Source organism: Hydrogenophaga sp. 5NK40-0174 (assembly GCF_040372165.1).
Classification (GTDB): Bacteria; Pseudomonadota; Gammaproteobacteria; order Burkholderiales; family Burkholderiaceae_C; genus Hydrogenophaga.
This window is the reverse complement of sequence record NZ_BAABWG010000004.1, coordinates 476,473-489,231: the sequence shown is the minus strand read 5'-3', so window position 1 is coordinate 489,231 and position 12,759 is coordinate 476,473. Positions and strand designations below refer to the sequence as shown.

Genomic DNA, 12,759 nt, shown 5'->3' with positions numbered 1-12,759 from the left:
TGGAGAGTGATATGAAGATTGATTCAAACCCCGATTCCTACATTGGATCGGTTGCAGGTGGCCCGCAGAAGGCTGACCAGGCAAACCAATCCAATGAAGCCGCCAATGCCGCTCAGGCAGGGCAGGCTGCGCAAGCCAAAGGCGCGGCGCCAGCTGCCACTGCTGCACAGCCCGGCGTGTCCGTCTCCCTGTCGGACTCGACCACGCAAGCGCTTTCGAGCGGCGGCAGCGAAGTGTTCAACAGCGAAAAAGTCGAAGCCATGAAGCAAGCCATCGCCAGCGGTACCTTCGAAGTCAACGCAGAAGCGATCGCCGACAAGATGCTGTCCAACGCAGCAGAGATGCTGGGTGGCGCCAAGTCCTGAGCATTGATTTGATCGAGCGGCCTTCCTTCTCACGCACAACCGTCCTTTACAAGGGGTAGCGATCATGACAGCAGAATCCCAAATTGCCAGCGCAAAGTCCCATCCTTGGATCCTGACCTTGCGCGCCGAGCTCGACAAGCTCGAACTCGCACTGCTGGAGAATGACGCACACGGTGTGCGAGACAGCAGCGAACGCATCAATGCCGTGCTGCAGGCGCCGCCGCCGGCATCGGACTTCAAAGCGGCCGGAGAGGCCTTGATCGACGAATTCGAGAAAGCAGCACAACGCTTTGCACGCCTTCGCCAGGCTGTGCTCCGGTCTGCCGCGCAGACGGACCGTGCTGTCAACTCACTGATGCCGCACCGCCAAAGTGCCACCTACGGCCCTGGCATGGGGCAAGGCCGGCCAGGCGGCCCCGGTCAGGCCTACCTGAGCGCCTGACGCCCCAGCCCCAGCCCCAGCAGGATCACTCTCCCTCCAAACGCCGGCCATGCCGGCTTTTGGCGTTTCTGGGGCGGCATCTCCTGCTGGCCACGGTCTCAGGCCAATGGCCAGGCACATGTCTTGCATTTCCTTGTACATGCTCCGTTTCAGGCACCACAGGCGTGCATGGCGCGGCGAGGGCACCAGCGAGCCCATTGACTTGACTCTGCAACTGACTGCATGACCGGGAGAAACCATGACACCATCCACCATCGCCACCGTTCAATCCACCTGGCCTGCCGTCGCCGCCATCGCCCCTCAAGCCGCCGCCCTCTTCTACCAGAACCTGTTTGAAGCCGACCCCAAGCTCAAACCCCTCTTCAAGGGTGACATGGCTGAGCAGGGCAACAAGCTCATGCAGATGCTGGGGTTGGCCGTGAAAGGTCTGAGCGATGTGGAATCGCTCTTGCCTGCTTTGCACCAGCTGGGCGAAAAGCACGTTGACTACGGAGTCAAACCAGAGCATTACGATACTGTTGGCGCCGCTTTGCTCAAGACGCTTGAGCAAGGCCTGGGTGACGCCTTCACTCCCGAGGTGAAGACCGCCTGGGCCGAGGTGTATGGCGCAGTGGCCACGGAGATGAAAGCTGCGGCTTACGCCTGAACCATCCCGTTCAGCCGCTGACGTTTGCTTCCCAAAAAAGAAGCTGCAGATGCCTTCCTGGCATGTGCAGCTTTTTCAACCTTGGGGCAAAGAAACTGGTTCAATCGATATCAATGGGCTCGCAGCTTGGTGCGCAGTCTTGCGATGGACTGGCTGTGGAGCTGGCAGACGCGGCTTTCGGTCACACCGAGCACAGCCGCAATCTCTTTCAGGTTCATGTCATGCTCGTAGTACATGCTCATGATGTACTGCTCGCGCTCGGGCAGTGTTTTGATCGCGTCAACCAGCGCCATGCGCATGCGCTGATCTGTGAGCACCGCTGAGGGATCTGCCTCCGACTCGCCCATGTGACGGTCCAGAAAATTCTCGTCATCGCCGCTGGAGCCACCCAGGTCTTCGATGTAGACAAGCTGCGTTCCCCTGACCTTGGCCAGGAGATGCTGGTAGTCGTCAAGCGCCATGCCCAGCTCATCAGCAATTTCCGATTCCTTGGGTGCACGGTGCAAACGCTGCTGCAGTCGGTTCACGGCCTGCTCGATTTCCTTCTGACTCTTGCGCGACCCACGGGACATCCAGTCACCATCGCGCAGCTCATCAATCATGGCGCCGCGTATGCGCTGACTGGCAAAGGTCTCGAACTGAACCCCCTGCGTGGGCTGAAACCGTGCAATGGCCTCGGTCAGCCCGATCATGCCGACCTGGATCAGATCATCCAGCTCGACACTCGGTGGCAACTTGGCAATCATGTGATGGGCCAATCGCCTGACCAGCGGACTGTACTTGCGCAGCTGGTCTTCTCTGTTGAGTGTGCCTTTGGCGGTGTACATTGTTCAACTCCAGTACGTGGCGCCTGCCACGGCAAACTTTCCCAGCACGGGCTCTTCTGGCTCGTGCTCCCCCCAGTTCACGGCGGCTGAGCTGGCTTGATCCAGCGCCAGATGCCCCCAGGATTGCTCCGGCCAGGCCACCACTTGGTGGCCCAGATATCGTTGCGCACATTCCCCGACGTTGCTCATCACTCGCGTGAGCAATTCGCTTTCTGTGTATCCAGATCTTTTATCGGCACCTGGCAGCAAAGCTGGAGACAGTCCTGCGTGGTACAGGACTTTCACCGCGCCGTAAGCGTCCAGGCAGGACTGTGGATCAGCCACCACGGGCACCACTGCCGTGGCTTTCATGCCGCCCATCAAACTGGCAATATGCTGCGCAGGCGCGTAGAGAAGCGTGATGACCGAACTGCCAAAAGGTGCCAGAAGACGCGAAACCGCGAGGCGCGCGCCCCCTGCCCTGGCCGTCGCCTGCAATGTCTTGATGCCTTGCTGCGCGGGCAGTACCAGCCAGTCTTCCCGGGAGCCGCCGCGCTCGACGTTGACCACCGAGGAATCATGCAGTGCATGCAGCAGTCCCCAGCGCTTTCCTGGCGAAGCCTGATGCAGCGGTGCCTCACAGGCATGCGCATCCAGCACCACTGCCTGTCGGCCGGCTGCATTGATCTGTGCCGCCAGCTCGCAAAGAATCTCATAGCCCTGCTCGGCGAAAGCAGGACAGGCCACACACAACACCAGCGGCCCCTCATGGAGCTTTGAGCGTTGCAGGCCCAGCGCCTGATGGACGCCGGGATCAAACATTCAGCGCCCCCATGTTCATCTGGGTCTCGCCAGAGAATGCGCCAAAGTACAGACCCATCTCGGCAGAAGTGGGGTCGAAGGCCGACTTGCCGTTGGTGGCCATGGACGCGCGCACGAGGGCAGGCGCATCCGGGTTCTGCCAGTCCTCAGGCACACGCTGACCATTGGCCACGCCCCGAAGCGTGACTTGATGACGGATCAGGGAATCCAGTGCTGGCCCCAGCTTGACGGCCTCATCCACCTTGGAGAGGATCACGCCGTGCAGCTTCTTGGCCTTGAAGCCGCGCAACACATCATCGATCGTGTCGCCATGGGAGCCCGCATTGAGCACCAGCGTCTTCTTGACCTGTGGCATCTCAAGCATGTCGAGCATGTCCTGCAGGCGTTGGTCGCGCTGGCCCAGGCCGGCGGTGTCGATGATGACCATGCGCTTGTTGCTGAGCAGGCCCAACAAGTCCTTGAGCGCCGCCCGATCGTGCGCGAGATGGGCGACGACGCCGATCATGCGTCCATAGGTACGCAGCTGCTCGTAGCCCGAGACCCGATAGGAATCCAGCGTGATCAGGCCCACACTGCCGGCACCGTGCATCTGGATGCACTGGGCTGCAAGCTTGGCTGCCGTGGTGGTCTTGCCGACGCCTGTTGCGCCGACGAGTGACACAACACCACCCTCTTCGCACAAGGTCTGACCGGCACCTGCAACCTTCAGGTTGCGCACAATCACATCCATGATCCAGCGCATGGCGCCCGCGGCATCCAGCTCGGCAGGCAGGCGCTCGAGCAATGCCTTGGACATGCTTGGCGAGAAGCCACCACGAATGAGTTTGAGCATCATCCCCGACTGGATGGGGTTCTGCTTGGAGGAACCCAGCCAGGCCAGGGTATTGAAGCGCTCCTCAATCATGTCCTTGAGAGCATTGAGCTCTACCTGGACGTGCCCGTCCTGGCCGCCGCCGCTCTTGACAGGCGGCATGGCCAGCGTGGGCGAAGACGGCGGTGCAACCGGGCGGGTGCGGATCGGCGCTGGCGCCTGCGCGGAGGTCACCGGACGAGCCTGAGGCTGAGGTGCTGACTGAGGTTGGTTGAAGCGCTGAATCGGTACATGGATTTGCGGCTGGCGCTGCGCTGGAGCAGCAGTTTGCTCTGCCTGCTGGCGTGCAGCCGCCTGTGATGCGGGTGTCTCGGGCGCTCCGCCCATGGCTTCACGGCGTTTGCGCAGCATGCGTTCACGCACGTAGTCCTGGAAAGACAGGGTGCTCATGGCCATGGCTTCGGTGTCGTCTTCGACCGAGCTGCCGGATTCAGGTTGAGCAAAGCCGGGGCGCTCCAGCGCCGACCGTTCGGTCAGGTCCGCTTTCGGCATGGGCGAAGGCTTGGGCAGACCGCCAGGCATGACGTTGGCCAGACTCTCTTCGCTGGTTGCCATCACTTCAAACCCTCCATCAATTGACTTGCTGGAGAGGATCACGGCGTCTTCGCCAAAGACCTGGCGTGCCTTGTCCATGGCTTCACGAGAGGTGGATGCAAAAAAGCGCTGGATGTTCATGCGGAAATCTCCCCAAGAATCGGGCCGATACGAATCAGATGGGTTTCAGGAATCTCGCTGTGTGCCAGTACCTGAAGGCGTGGCGCAGAGCGTCGGAGAAGCCGGGCCATGGCGGTCCGGATGGCGTCGGGTACGAGCAGGCAGGCGGGCACGCCCTTTTCTTCCTGCTGGTTGGCCACGTCGGTGGCTGACTTGCTGAGCATTTCGGCCACACCCGGGTCGAGCGCTGTGCCATTGACGCCAGACAGTGCCTGCATCAGGAGGCGTTCCAGTCCAGGTTCGATGGCGATGACTTCCAGCTCTTTGACCGGGCCATAGATCTGCTGAACGATGGCCGGCGCCAGCGCCACACGGACACGGCGGGCCAGCTCGACCGGGTCGGTTGTGCTGGCGGCATGCTCGGCCAGGGATTCGATGATCGATCGCATGTCGCGCACGTGTACCGCTTCTTCCAGCAACAGCTGAAGCACTTTCTGGAATGCGGCGATCGTGATCATCTTGGGTACGACTTCCTCGATCAGTTTCGGGGCCAGGCGGGTCACATGTTCGACCAGCTCCTGGGTCTCGGTCCGGCTGAGCAGCTTGGCTGCCTGGACTTGCATCAAGTGTGACAAATGGGTTGCCAGCACAGTCTCGGAATCAACCACCGTAAAACCGGCCATCTGCGCGTTTTCACGTTGCTTCTCGTCGATCCAGTGCGCAGGCAGGCCAAAGGCGGGGTCTTTGGTGGGTGTACCGATCAGAGGCGTGTTGATGCCACCTGGATCAATGGCCAGGAACATGCCGGGGTAGCACTCGCCTTCTCCCACCACCACGCCACGCAAGGTGATGCGGTAGGCACTGGGGCTGAGCTCGAGGTTGTCCCGCACATGGACTGCTGGAGGCAGAAAGCCCACCTCCTGCGCAAACTTCTTGCGCACACCCTTGATGCGTGTGAGCAGGTCTCCCTGGCGGTTCTTGTCCACCATGGCAATCAGTCGATAACCCAGCTCGAGCCCCAGCAGGTCGACCGGCTGGAGGTCGTCCCAAGTAGCCTCGCCATCGGACTCCTCCTTGGGCGCCTCTTCCACGGGTGGTGGGCGGCGCTCAGCCTGCAGGCGGAACCAGGCGGCAGCCAGCAGACCAGAGCCAAAGCTGAGGAAAAGGAAGTGAGGCATGCCGGGCACCAGGCCCAGCAAGAACAGCACACCGCCGGTGATGCCCAGCACACGCGAGGACATGAGCAGCTGGTTGACAATCTGGCCACCCAGGTCGTTGTCCTTGCCCACGCGCGAGACCACCATGGCGGCTGCCACCGAGATCAGCAAAGCGGGAATCTGGGCGACCAGTGCGTCACCGACGGCCAGCAGAATGTAGCTGTTGGCCGCTTCGCTTGCACCCAGGTCATGCTGGGCCATGCCGATGATCAAACCGCCGATGATGTTGATCAGCAGAATCAGAATGCCTGCAATCGCGTCACCCCGAACGAACTTGGATGCACCGTCCATGGAGCCGAAGAACTCGGCTTCTTCGCCAATCTCCGAGCGGCGCCGGCGTGCCTCTGCCTCGTCAATCATGCCCGCACCCAGGTCGGCATCGATGGCCATCTGCTTGCCAGGCATGGCATCCAGGGTAAAGCGTGCCGAGACCTCTGCAATCCGCTCAGAACCCTTGGTGATCACCACAAAGTTGATGACCACCAGAATCGCAAAGACGATCAGGCCGACCGCAAAGTTTCCGCCAATCAGGAACTGTCCGAAAGCTTCAATCACCGCACCTGCGGCCCCAGGCCCAGTATGGCCGTCCATCAGCACCACACGCGTGGAAGCGACGTTGAGCGAAAGGCGCAGCAAAGTGGTCAGCAGCAGCACCGTCGGGAAGACCGAGAAGTCCAGAGGACGGCGCATGTATGCCGAGACCATCATCACGATCACGGCCAGCGCAATGTTGGTGGAGAAAAAGGTGTCCAGCAGCCAGGCAGGCAGTGGCAGCACCATCATCGACAACACGGCAATCACCAGCATGGGCGCTGCCAGCCCTTTGATGACTTCCGGCTGTCCGCCGAGCAAAGTTTGCAACTTGCGCAACATCGGGTTCATCGGTCAGTCTCCGAAACGTTCTTCTTCCAGTGCGGATCGAGTTCTTCTGGAACCTCTGGCACCGGAACGGCGCCTGGCATCGCGCCCCGGCCGTCAAGGGCAGCCTTGAGCTGGTAGACGTAGGCCAGCACTTGCGCCACTGCGGTGTACAGGGCCGACGGAATCTCCTGATCCAGTTCCGCGTGGGCGTAGAGTGCACGTGCCAGCATGGGAGACTGCAGAACAGGTACCTCGTGTGCTTTGGCCACATCGCGAATGCGCATGGCCAGCAGGTCCGCGCCTTTGGCAATGACCCGGGGTGCGTTCATGGTCACATCGTCGTACTGGATGGCCACGGCATAGTGAGTCGGGTTCATCACCACCAGGTCGGCCTTGGGCACGGCGGTGATACTGCTGCGTTGCGCAAGTTCGCGCTGGCGGGCGCGACGCTTGCCCTTCATCTGGGGATCGCCCTCGGTTTCCTTGTTCTCGTCCTTGACTTCCTGGAGGGACATCTTCAGGCGATGTGCATGCAGGACTTTCTGCATCGGAAAATCGATCAGCGCGAACAGAAGCACCACGGCCAGCAGCATGCCAACACCGAGCGACATCCAGGTACCCAGTTGGCCCAACGCGCCTTCCAGCGGACGCAGCAGCAAGGTGCCGAACACTTCAATGTGGCCATCGACAAAAAACCAGGCGACTGCGCCCACCACAGCTGTGGTCCCGGACAACTTGGCGGTCTCGAAGACTTGCTGGCGTGAAAACAGTCGCTTGACGCCCGCCAGTGGGCTCAGACGGGTGATATCGGGGACCAATGGCTTGGTCGACAGTGCCCATGCCCCGGAGGCGAAGGTGGTGAGCACCGCGACCACCACCATCAGAATCCCCAGTGGGACATAGACCAGCAGTCCGTCACCCAGCGCTTCGTGCAGTCGCTCAAGCAGTATCTGGGGACGTGTGAGTGTCGCGTGGTCAAAGGCAAACTGATTGCGCAAACCGGTGAGCAGGCGCTCAAAACCAAGCGGCATCAACAGCATCAGCGCTACAGAGCCCCCACCGAGCACCGCCAGATTGCTCAGATCCTTGGAGCGCGCAACCTGACCGTCGTCACGCGCCTTTTTCAGGCGCCTGGCGGTAGCGGGTAAGTTTTTATCCTGGCTGGAGGAGTCCATTGATCTGATTCATCTTGGGGGTGATGAACCAGATTCTGCGAGTCAGCCGCCAAAACTAAAGTGAGATAAAGCGGGAGGAACCCCCGCTTTTCAACTGGCATGGTCCAAACGCCAGTTTCGTCACACCGGTTGACCCCGGCGATAGCCTTCAGAAGCCAAGGCTGGCGAGAAGATCGTCCACTTGCTGCTGGTTGGTGACGACATCGGCCCGACCTTCCGGGCTGACCACGGGGCCGGCCAGCTCATGCGCCTCGTCCTGGCCCGGGGTACCTGTCGGAGCGGATTCCAGCAACAAGCCCAGCAACTGCTCTTCTATCGTGGCAGCCAGATCCACCACCCTGGTGATGACCTGACCGGTCAGATCGTGAAAGTCCTGCGCCATCATGATCTCGGTCAGACGGGCATCGTTCTGCTCACTTTTGTCGGCGACTTCTCGCGCCCATTCGATCAGCTCCGGCATGGCTTTTCCGAGGCCTGGCACAGCGCTGATGGTGTCGGCCAGCTGGCGTGCACGCGCGGTGATGTCGGCCTGATCCGTCTTGGCCAGCTCCACTTGGCCCAGCACTTTCTCAGCCGCTTCTCCGGTCAGCCGCTTGATGTAGTTCAACCGGCTCTGCGCGTCCGGCAGCTGGTCGGCGGTGCCTTTGAGCTTGTCCTGATAGCCCAGCTGTTTCAGCGCATCGTGCAACTGGCGGGTGATGGTCCCCAGCTTCTGGAACATCTCGGGATTGCCCTGAGCTTGAGCCTGTTCCTTTTCTTGCTCTTCCATGGATGACTCCGTTGTCGACTCAGAGGCCCAGTTTCTTGAAAATGTTCGCGAGCTTGTCTTCGAGGGTTGCCTTGGTGAAAGGCTTGACGATGTAACCAGCCGCCCCACCCTGGGCCGCCTGGACAATGTCTTCCTTTCGAGCCTCGGCGGTCACCATCAGCACCGGCAAGTGCTTGAGGTTCTCGTCCGCCTTGATCTCGTTGAGCAGCTGGAAGCCATTCATGTTGGGCATATTGATGTCGGTCACGACGAAGTTGAAGTTCCCGTTGCGCAGCTTGTTCAACGCAATGGATCCATCTTCTGCCTCATCGGCATCAGTGTGCCCAATTTCCTTGAGCAGGTTGCGCACGATGCGGCGCATGGTCGAGAAGTCGTCAACGATCAGAAATTTCATCGGACTGGACATGGATACCTCCGTAGAGGAAGGTTACAAAGCAGGGAGTCGCAGCGAAAGCTTTTTAGCGACGCCCATCCGTAGGTTTCGACATATTGAGCGGAATCTGAAGCTCAGGGATCGGTGTAATGGTCTTCGGCCGTGAAGAAGGCATCAGCCTTTGTTCTGCATCGCGGGTCATGACCAGAAGGCTGATGCGCCGGTTGGCTGGCGACAGGGGGTCGTCCTCAATCAAGAGCTGGCTGGAGGCCACCCCTTCAACGCGCGCCATCTTGCTCGAAGGTAATCCGCCAGCGACCAGCTCCCGCCGCGACGCATTTGCCCGGTCTGTCGACAATTCCCAGTTGCTGTAGCCGCTGTCGCCCGTGCTGTATGGCGTTGCATCGGTATGACCGGACAGCGCAATCTTGTTTCGCACGTCGGCCAGCGTGGCGCCGATCTCACGCAGGATCGTTCGCATGTGGGGCCTGACAAGGGCACTGCCTGAATCGAACATCGGCCGGTTCTGCCCATCGACAATCTGGATCTGCAGCCCGTCGTCGGTCTGCATCATCTGGATCTGGTCACTGAACTCGGACAGGACCGGATTGCTCGCCACCAGCTCGGTCAGCTTTTGCTGCAACTGTTCGATCTGCTTTTCTTCCTGTGCCCTGGTCAACTCGGGGTCGGATTTCACGTCCGCGAGCTGAGCACCCATGGTTTTTTCGGCACGCTCGGCGTCGCCCCCATCGACCTGGCCAGAGGCTTTGCTCAGATCTCGTCCGCCACCAGGCAGGATGGCATTGCTGTTGCCAGTGCCGTTGCCCCCGATCAGGGTGACCCGCATCGGGTTATGAAAGTAGCTTGCAATGCCTTGCAACTCGCCTTTCGACGTGGATCCCAGCAGCCACATGAGAAGGAAGAAGGCCATCATGGCGGTCACAAAGTCGGCGTAGGCAATCTTCCAGGCACCACCGTGTGCAGCGTGACCACCTTTTTTGATCCGCTTGATGATGATGGGTTGAAGTTTCTTGCCGTCGCCCGCCATGGTTGCGTCCTGCCTCTCCGTTCCGGGTTACTTGTTGCCCTTGACGTGGCCTTCCAGCTCGGTGAAGGTCGGTCGCACGTCAGAGAAGAGCACCTTGCGGCCAAATTCGATGGCGGTCGCTGGCGCGTACCCTTGCATACTTGCCAGCAGCGTGGTCTTGATGCACACAAACTCCTTGCTGGCCTCTTCCATCTTCTGCTCCATCAGGCCGCCAATCGGTTCGAACACGCCATATGCGAGCAAGATGCCCAGGAAGGTTCCCACCAGCGCGGAGGCAATCATGCCGCCCAGAACCGCAGGCGGCTGACCGACCGAACCCATGGTGTTCACCACACCTAGCACGGCAGCCACAATGCCGAACGCCGGCAGCCCGCCGGCCAGGCGCCCCACAGCAGCCACTGGCGCATGCGCTTCCTGGTGATGGGTTTCAATCTCGGCGTCCATCAGGGACTCGATTTCGTGTGCATTGAGGTTGCCAGAGACCATCATGCGCAGGTAGTCGGTGATGAACTCCACCACGTGGTGGTCACTGGAAATGTTCTCGTACTTCTTGAACAGGGGTGATTGCTCCGGGTTCTCCACGTCCTGCTCGATCGCCATCAGGCCTTCCTTGCGAGCCTTCTGCAAGATGTCGAACTGCAGCGCGAGCAATTCCATGTAGCGAGCCTTGGTCAGATGGCTGCCCTTGAGACAACCGGCCATACCCTTGAAGGCTGCCTTGACCACTTTCATCTGGTTGTTGATCAGGAACGCGCCAAGCGCCGCCCCCAAAATGGTGGTCATCTCGAAAGGCAGCGCCTTAAGCACCACGCCAATGTTTCCTCCGTGCCCGATGTAGACACCGAAGATGCAGGCCATGGAAAAAAGAAAACCGATGACAACAAACATGCTGTTTATCCCTCTGATGGACGGGTCCAGTGACGGCTTTTAACCCCTCTTCATTTCTATCGACCAACTGTAGGACTGATTGAGAGAGGGCATAAACGCAAAATGGACCCTTGCAAGGGTCCATTTCGTCCGATGAACAATGCGCGTGCCCGACGCGCCCCGGTTGCACCGTCAGTGCAGGCGCAAACCGCCTCGGGCTGCACCCTTGCCTGCGCGGGCTGGTGGTGCGCACAAGCCACAGACAAAGTTCTTGGCGTTCTCGTATGGCTCGGTCACGAAGTGACCGCCGCAGCAGGAGCAGGTGGTCAGCGTCAGCATGCCGTTGTCGACAAACTTCACCAGGCGCCAGGCGCGTGTGACCGAGAGAAGTGGCTCCACCCCACTGGCCTGCATCTGATCAGAGTAGAGTCGGAAGGCGCGGATGACGGCGTCGATCTCTTCGAGTTCGCTCGTCTTGGACAGATACTCGTGGATGTTCAGGAACAGCGACGCATGAATGTTGGGCTGCCAGGTCAGAAACCAGTCGGTGGAGAACGGCAGTTGCCCCTTGGATGGAGAGCGGCCAGCCACTTCCTTGTACAGGCGCAGAAGACGCTCGTAGGACAAGCCGGTTTCGTACTCCAGCACCTGCAGGCGTGCGCCCAGCTGAATCAGGGAAATCGCGCGATCAATATCGCGGGACTCGTTCAGAATGCTCTTCGCTGCCATGATTGTGTTCCCTCGTGAGTTGTTTCAGTCCAGTTCTTGCCGCTGCGCACCGGCTATCAGTGCGTGATGCTGGTTACCGACTCGTTGAAACGGCCAGCCATCAGGATGGAAGCGTGCAACTGGGTGGTCGTGGTGTTGTCCACTTTCTTGACGTTGTGGTTTGTCAGCAGGTTCCACACCATTTCGTCGTCGATGCGGAAGCGGCACAGCAACATGTTGCTGGAGGCAATCTTGAGCATCTGGCCTGGCGAGAGCATGACCAGCAGGTCAGCGGCTTCTTCCGTCAGACCCAGGCGGAACAGTGCTTCAGCACGGTCCTTGCGGATCAGATTCTGGGCCAGCATCAGGTAGGTGAGGTTGGCTTCGCGGATCTCGGCGAGAAGTTGTTCGCTGTCCATCGTGTTCTCCTTGAATGTGTGCGTTGCTGTGTTCATCGGGTAGAGCCGCTTGGGTTTGCAATTTCTTGCGGCATGTGAGTAATTGTGTCGACCCTGAAACATTCTTGAATCGGGAAACAGATGATTGGTGCGTCAGCATGGCACTGACGTCGTGTCATCCAGCTTCCTAACTCGGAAGTACTCAGTTGATGCTATTTCGTGACGCTCCTCACGAAAATATGCGTCCTCAAGACCACAAAACGTTCATGACCACCCCCACGGCCCTACACGCTCGCCACACGGTGTCTGGTGGTCGCTGCAGGCGGATTTCTCGCGATGCGTGCGAAACATCACGAAACAAATAGGCTCAAGTTTGTCTGCGCACTGGCGATGCTCAAAAGCGCATGCAGTGTGACGAGATCACATGGAAGCGAGCATCAACCTCAAGGCGTGCTTGCCATCGAGCCCGCTCCTTCGCTTGTGACGGCCAATAGGCACCGGCACAAACCAGCGCAAGGTGTCGGTGTGCTTCTGTGCTCAATCTGCGGGCCCCTCATCCTGTTGCCCCCTGCCGAGCAAGTTCCTGACGACAGGCGCTGCACCGTCTTGCATGTTGTCCGTTCCCTCTTCCCCGACAGCAAGGCATGAAGACCATGCGGATACCAGGAGGGTCTACCAGGAGGGTTGATGCGGCGGGTCTGCCTCGACCGCTTGCGAATTGCCGCTTGCCAACGCCG

Annotated in this window: 14 protein-coding genes; 3 read left to right on the top strand and 11 right to left on the bottom strand. The window is 59.9% G+C overall.

The window, feature by feature from the left end; translation table 11 throughout:
* The first annotated feature begins 11 nt into the window (after window positions 1–11).
* The 3 genes from flgM to ABWV89_RS15730 all read left to right on the top strand — a co-directional run bounded on the left by flgM (window position 12) and on the right by ABWV89_RS15730 (window position 1,453).
* Window positions 12–365, top strand: coding sequence for a flagellar biosynthesis anti-sigma factor FlgM (gene flgM / locus ABWV89_RS15740; RefSeq protein WP_353398822.1), 354 nt, complete (start codon window positions 12–14; stop codon window positions 363–365).
* A 64-nt stretch (window positions 366–429) separates the two neighbouring features.
* Window positions 430–807, top strand: coding sequence for a hypothetical protein (locus ABWV89_RS15735; protein WP_353398819.1), 378 nt, complete (start codon window positions 430–432; stop codon window positions 805–807).
* 238 nt (window positions 808–1,045) lie between these two features.
* Window positions 1,046–1,453 (top strand): globin family protein, encoded by a 408-nt coding sequence (locus ABWV89_RS15730; protein WP_353398816.1) that lies wholly within the window; start codon window positions 1,046–1,048, stop codon window positions 1,451–1,453.
* 110 nt (window positions 1,454–1,563) lie between these two features.
* Here ABWV89_RS15730 and ABWV89_RS15725 read toward each other — a convergent pair whose 3' ends face one another.
* The 11 genes from ABWV89_RS15725 to flhD all read right to left on the bottom strand — a co-directional run bounded on the left by ABWV89_RS15725 (window position 1,564) and on the right by flhD (window position 12,043).
* Window positions 1,564–2,280, bottom strand: a complete 717-nt coding sequence (locus tag ABWV89_RS15725; protein ID WP_353398813.1) for an RNA polymerase sigma factor FliA — start codon at window positions 2,278–2,280, stop codon at window positions 1,564–1,566.
* A 3-nt stretch (window positions 2,281–2,283) separates the two neighbouring features.
* A complete protein-coding gene (locus ABWV89_RS15720; RefSeq protein WP_353398810.1) occupies window positions 2,284–3,081 on the bottom strand; it encodes a hypothetical protein in 798 nt (265 codons plus the stop codon).
* Window positions 3,074–4,627: a flagellar biosynthesis GTPase FlhF gene (gene flhF, locus ABWV89_RS15715; RefSeq protein WP_353398807.1), complete on the bottom strand. Its 1,554-nt coding sequence runs from the start codon at window positions 4,625–4,627 to the stop codon at window positions 3,074–3,076. Before flhF ends, ABWV89_RS15720 begins: the two co-directional genes overlap by 8 nt.
* Window positions 4,624–6,696: a flagellar biosynthesis protein FlhA gene (flhA, locus tag ABWV89_RS15710; RefSeq protein ID WP_502903241.1), complete on the bottom strand. Its 2,073-nt coding sequence runs from the start codon at window positions 6,694–6,696 to the stop codon at window positions 4,624–4,626. The genes flhF and flhA overlap by 4 nt, the downstream gene beginning before the upstream one ends.
* A gap of 5 nt (window positions 6,697–6,701) precedes the next feature.
* Complete coding sequence (locus tag ABWV89_RS15705) at window positions 6,702–7,859, bottom strand: EscU/YscU/HrcU family type III secretion system export apparatus switch protein (protein ID WP_353398801.1); 1,158 nt, start codon at window positions 7,857–7,859, stop codon at window positions 6,702–6,704.
* 148 nt (window positions 7,860–8,007) lie between these two features.
* Window positions 8,008–8,628: a protein phosphatase CheZ gene (locus ABWV89_RS15700; RefSeq protein WP_353398798.1), complete on the bottom strand. Its 621-nt coding sequence runs from the start codon at window positions 8,626–8,628 to the stop codon at window positions 8,008–8,010.
* A 19-nt stretch (window positions 8,629–8,647) separates the two neighbouring features.
* On the bottom strand, window positions 8,648–9,034 hold the full coding sequence (gene cheY, locus ABWV89_RS15695) for a chemotaxis response regulator CheY (RefSeq protein ID WP_353398795.1): 387 nt from the start codon (window positions 9,032–9,034) through the stop codon (window positions 8,648–8,650).
* Window positions 9,035–9,086: 52 nt separating this feature from the next.
* Window positions 9,087–10,049 (bottom strand): flagellar motor protein MotB, encoded by a 963-nt coding sequence (gene motB / locus ABWV89_RS15690; RefSeq protein WP_353398792.1) that lies wholly within the window; start codon window positions 10,047–10,049, stop codon window positions 9,087–9,089.
* Between the two features lie 27 nt (window positions 10,050–10,076).
* A complete protein-coding gene (motA, locus tag ABWV89_RS15685; protein ID WP_353398789.1) occupies window positions 10,077–10,937 on the bottom strand; it encodes a flagellar motor stator protein MotA in 861 nt (286 codons plus the stop codon).
* Between the two features lie 171 nt (window positions 10,938–11,108).
* A complete protein-coding gene (flhC, locus tag ABWV89_RS15680) occupies window positions 11,109–11,645 on the bottom strand; it encodes a flagellar transcriptional regulator FlhC (RefSeq protein WP_353398786.1) in 537 nt (178 codons plus the stop codon).
* 56 nt (window positions 11,646–11,701) lie between these two features.
* Window positions 11,702–12,043, bottom strand: coding sequence for a flagellar transcriptional regulator FlhD (gene flhD, locus ABWV89_RS15675; RefSeq protein WP_353398783.1), 342 nt, complete (start codon window positions 12,041–12,043; stop codon window positions 11,702–11,704).
* Window positions 12,044–12,759 lie beyond the last annotated feature (716 nt).